General features: G+C 57.0%; 3 protein-coding genes. 1 reads left to right on the top strand and 2 read right to left on the bottom strand.

What is annotated here, in order from left to right; all coding sequences use genetic code 11:
• On the top strand, nucleotides 1-205 hold a 205-nt coding region (locus ACP5E6_RS16115; RefSeq protein ID WP_427955794.1), incomplete at its 5' end, for a helix-turn-helix domain-containing protein.
• A 49-nt stretch (nucleotides 206-254) separates the two neighbouring features.
• Here ACP5E6_RS16115 and ACP5E6_RS16110 read toward each other — a convergent pair.
• Together ACP5E6_RS16110 and ACP5E6_RS16105 are read right to left on the bottom strand one after the other, a co-directional pair.
• Entirely contained in the window at nucleotides 255-3,137 is a 2,883-nt protein-coding gene (locus ACP5E6_RS16110) for a DUF3854 domain-containing protein (protein WP_427955792.1), read from the bottom strand.
• Between the two features lie 339 nt (nucleotides 3,138-3,476).
• On the bottom strand, nucleotides 3,477-3,794 hold the full coding sequence (locus ACP5E6_RS16105; RefSeq protein ID WP_427955790.1) for a hypothetical protein: 318 nt from the start codon (nucleotides 3,792-3,794) through the stop codon (nucleotides 3,477-3,479).
• Nucleotides 3,795-4,933: the final 1,139 nt, after the last annotated feature.

Below are 4,933 nucleotides of genomic sequence, written 5' to 3'. Positions count from 1 at the left end.
GCTGATCTCCTGGATCACCGAGACCCTGCCGCGTTCGACGCGCGCGATTGGCGCCTGGATCGCGGCGGAATTCAGCATTGAATACCAGAGCCGCTCAGGCCTGATCGCGCTCCTGCACCGGATCGACATAGAGCATCGCAAGCCGCGCATTATATCGCATAAGCTCGACCCCGAGAAGCAGGCTGCATTTATCAAGGCGTACTAAAATCTACTGAACCAGCTTGCTGTGTGGCGCGACAAACAGGGTGAGATTCTCATGTTGCTTGTCGCGCGGCAGGCCCCACCCGCGCCGGCCCCTCTTGCTCCGCCTTCATATCGGACTCGGGTGTCGACAGTGGAATCCAAAGCCCCCGCCGTTTCGATCCTGCAACAGTGATTTGGGCTGGCAGTCCCTCAATTCTCGCGATGTGAGAGTCGCTCCGAAGCACGCCATCCAGACGTTCTAAAATCTTTCCAAGCCCACTATAACCCAGCGCATTTTCAAGTCTACGTCGCTCTGTATGCTCGCCAAAACAGTAAAAAAGCCAACGTTTTTTGCTATCTGGGTCTATCCGCACAGTCATACCTCGCAGCGCCAGCGCATATGAATAAGAGTTGTGTTGGCTATAACTAAAGTTGCTCAATGCGTATTCCCGGCACGCGCTTTCGACAATGTCAGATACAGTACGTGTGACTCTGCTGGAACGCATTGATTCATCAACGATTATATTATGCTCAACCACGACGGAGGCAGACATGAGCAATTCAAGTGCATTTGCCTGATCTGTTCCGCCGCCGCCGGCAGTTCGTATGAAATGCTCTCTGACATGGGGGATGAGCACATTGGCCGCCTTTTCCATGTCGGCATCCACCATGTCGTCATCGGTGAGTCCTTTGCTCGCCGCGCCGTAGGTCGCCATCGCACAGATTGGAATGCCGTAGGTCAGGGCCACGCGGCCATCGGCCCGCCCGATCTGCTCCTTGATTCGCTTGACGACCACCGGAAGATTCCGGCGAAAATGCCGCCAATACCGCCACAACACGTTGCGCAGGAAATGTCCCTGCATTTCCATCTCGGCGTCGCTGAGCATGTCGGGCAGTTCGACGCCTTCCCGTGGCGGGATCAACTCGACGATGATCAGCCGGTTTCGATCGGCCTGATCAAGCTGGGCGACGTTGACACCACCCACCAGCCCGGCGGTGCGGATCGAGAAATCCACCGCCTCGCCACTGGCGCTGCCCTTGATAACACCGTGCCGGTCGCCGCCCGACGCCGAGTAGGAGGCGCGCAACATGCGAAACAGCCCTTCCACAGTCTCGCCCCGCTTGCGCCCTGCGGCCGTGGTCGAATTGCCCGGCTCCAACTCATCCAGGATCAGCGGCAGCGCGTCACGCCCAAGCAACTGCCGGATGCCCGGCTGCGAGCTATCGCTCCCCAGTTCGATGTGATGCTTGTAGCTGGTCATCAGCGCGGACAACCGGTTGAACAGCGCCGTTTTGCCCGATGCTGACTCCCCGGTCACGAAAGCACCGGGCCGGGCGGCCAGCACACCGAGAAACGCCGTGCTGCACCACCAGCCGGCCAGCATCATGCCGTCGATTTCCCGGCGGTAATTCCAGCGGCGCACCAGGGCGACGATATCGCGATTCGAATCTTCGGATTCGTAATTCTGCGCCACGTCCTCTTGTTCTTCATACGTCATGACCAACGGCGCAACGACGGCGCGGGGATAGACGTACATGCGTTTAGGCTCACAACGTGGAATCTCCACCGGGTCACCTTCGCTGGAAATCCGGAACACGCCATTGCTGGCGTTGACGATCAGCGAATCGGGATCCTCCGGGTCAGCCCATACCCCGGCCCCGCGCACCGCCCGGTCTCGGTAGAATGGGCCAAGTTCCGCGCAGGCTCTAAAAATCTCGGCGGCGGCCACGATGATATCAATTCCGCGTTTACCGTCTTCGGAATCGGATGTCTGCCACGCCGGGTTGTTCAATACGAAATCGCCTCCGGCCAATGCCATCAGCGTTGCCGCATTGGTGATCTTGGGCTGCTGGATCGTGACGATCTTCTGGGATTCCTTGTTCCAGACCACAACCGCATGATCACCACTGAGCCCGAGCGGGATATACCCGCCAGCATCGGCCCCGCCGACTCCGGACTCGGCGCGGGTCCGCGCCACCACCGCGCGATCGATGTCGTCCTGGGTCAAAGTATCGAGCAGCATCTCGCGCTGATCGGACAGCCAGACTTCCACCGCCGGCGGTACCCGGCCCCGTTGCACCCCCACCCCGCTGCGGTCGGCGGCGTTCATGATGAAATCGTCGATGCCGCATTTGTCGAGTTTGGATGACCCTTTCGCGCCACCATGCGACTCCAGCCATGGCGTGAAGGTCGCGGCTGTCGGCACTTTGAAGACGCCCATCAATGCGGCGACCAGATCTTGCGCCGCCTGCCAGACCTGCGGATTGGCTGCATACCGCGCCGTTTTGCCCGGCAGTTTGGCGTATTTGGGAATCCGGTTGACCTTAAAGAAATTCTGGACGTCGGGCTTGCCGTCGCTGTCGAACATCACGAGCACGCGCGATGGCATGAACTCGACGATCAGATCACCCAGTTCCTGAATCAGCCGTTTTGGCGATTTCTTGATCTTCTCCTCATCGGTCATAGGCTCCGCCCACATCCAGACGCCCGCCAGGGCGACTGCCGGAAGGCCGATCTTGACCAGCGCCTCGGCCTTCTTCTCCCCCTCTGTGATGATCAACAGAGGGCAGGCCATGCGAAACCCTTCCGGGTCGTAGGGCACCAGATCGGACAGGCCGGTCGGGATATACAGATGCGGCGATGAGTTTACCGGCGAACGGTATTTGCCGTTCTCGGCCATCAGCGGGTCCATCATCCGCACGCGGCTGTAATGCAGTCCCTGGTCCAGAATCGGCTGACCCGACAGATCGAGATAGGGGATCGCCATACCCGCGCCGGCAAACAGATGCTCATCGTCCGGCTGGCCGAGTTCACGCGCGATGCCGGACGGCCCCATGATGGCCCGCCAGTGGGGCACATCGTCCGGAGTCAGTCCTGACCGGCGCAACTCGTCGGTGAAAAACGTCGGGAGAAGCCGCCCGCCGGGGGGCGGGCCGTCATGTGCGGATGCCATCACGCACCACCTTGACTTTTGCCAAGACGGAAGATAGAAAGGAAGCATAACATGAAATAATTCCTTTTAGCGCCAGTATTGTTACAGCAATGCTGGCGTTTTTTCTTGGAGTTGATCGGATTTTAGCAGTAAAACCTTGGACTTTTTGTTCCTTTTTTGTTGTGGGTCAGGACACCAAAAATACGCGAAAAGTGTTTTTGCCTCTGGATTCACACCCTGTTCTAGTTTGGTGAGTATAGATAAGTATATATCACGAATATTATAGATATGCCGACGACAAAAGCCAACGGTTTTCGCAATATCAGCAAAGGGAAGGCCGTCCATAATTAGCAAGACGGCTTACTGTTTACGTTCTTCACCGAAAAATGAAAGTACTATCGGCGTTATAATGGCAATTTTATCGCGATGCTCGTCATAGAAACTACGCGACGATTCTCTTTGACTGATCAATGCCTGGTGCACGGTGCCAAAAGTTTTGATCGCACCAGCCCTTGAGTGCCGATACTCCCGTTTTTCCTCTCGCTTGAGAGCCTCATCGATAGCGAGATTGGCGAAGTCATGCGCTGCGATAGTCCGTTGCGCATAAGCATCAAGCGCTGCGGCGCTCGCACCGCGAAGGAATGCGGGCGTGCGGGTGCTGCTGGCGGAGACGCTCATGACGCCCTCACGGACTTACGCGGGCGGCCCCGACCACGCCGAGGGGGGTCTCCACGGAAAGATGCGGACTGGGCCTCAAAACTTTCGATTTCGGTTAGGTAGTAGCGGGGCCCTCTCGCGCCCGGCAGAATGATCGCGCGAGGCATGGGGCATCGCATGCTGATGCGATTTTGCAGGGTTTTTGCAGCCACACGCCAGCGTCGCGCAAGATCGTGAACACTTAGAAATGTCCCGGGCGACCCCGACGGGGGTGGTTCCCCGGCGGGGTCGCCGGTCGCCTTTTTGCCTCCCCCCGCCTGGCGGCGCACGCGGCGCGGCGCGCGACGGCGGACGCTAGTCCGGCGAACGGGAGGAGGAGAGTCGTTCGATTTCAGATTATCCACAGCGATCCTGCGATATTCGACAGCACAGTGCATCGCGTAACTAGCATAAAACTTTTGGGCATTCAGTGGCACGATTTCGCGCTCGATTTGATCATCATGTGGTCTATCAAGAGTCACTGTGCCATCGCTTAGCTTAAAAATGTTCATAACTGCGCTCCTTTGACTAAGGACCTAAGTCCGCACTTTGCATTTGTCAAATGTTTTACCAGTCCGCGTGTTTGTCAATTAATTAGTTTATTTACAAACGGCCCTATCGGAGCATGAAATTGTACAAACTTGCAGTATTTATACAGACCAGATAATTTTATCTGGTTAACTACTAAATGGAGAAAATTTATGCCGAAAACAGTCAAGATTCGCCGGAAAAACGGGAATTTCATGTATAAACCGGTTTTGACCGTTTCGCGCGCGTTCGAGAGTGAATGCCAAGCAAAAGCTTGGATCTGCGCCGCTCGTTCACTTTTGCGTGATGTCTACTACGCCGGACCGCCGGCGCTCACCTCACCGACTCCGGGCCGCCGCCGTCAGACCGGCCCTCGACCTCGTCGGCAGGGCGAGACGTGAATCTGCGCTGCACCTGCGCTGCAATCGATCACGAAAATCTGGGAAAACGCGGGAAATTTCGGGAAAAATCTGGAAGCCAAGGCATTGATATCATTGGAATAGTCAGAAAATATGTAGATATACAGTCGAGGTGAAAGGCCCTTTCACGGCGGCAACACCGGTTCGAATCCGGTACGGGATACCAGCGCTGAT

The sequence above is a fragment of the Acidiphilium sp. genome (assembly GCF_049977125.1).
Lineage (GTDB): Bacteria > Pseudomonadota > Alphaproteobacteria > Acetobacterales > Acetobacteraceae > Acidiphilium.
The sequence above is the reverse complement of the archived record's forward strand: the minus strand, read 5'-3'. Positions and strand labels throughout refer to the sequence as shown.

Coding starts and splice junctions, on each gene's coding strand:
- ACP5E6_RS16110 (WP_427955792.1), bottom strand. CDS start 3,137: ATGGCATCCGCACATGACGGCCCGCCCCCCGGCGGGCGGCTTCTCCCG.
- ACP5E6_RS16105 (WP_427955790.1), bottom strand. CDS start 3,794: ATGAGCGTCTCCGCCAGCAGCACCCGCACGCCCGCATTCCTTCGCGGT.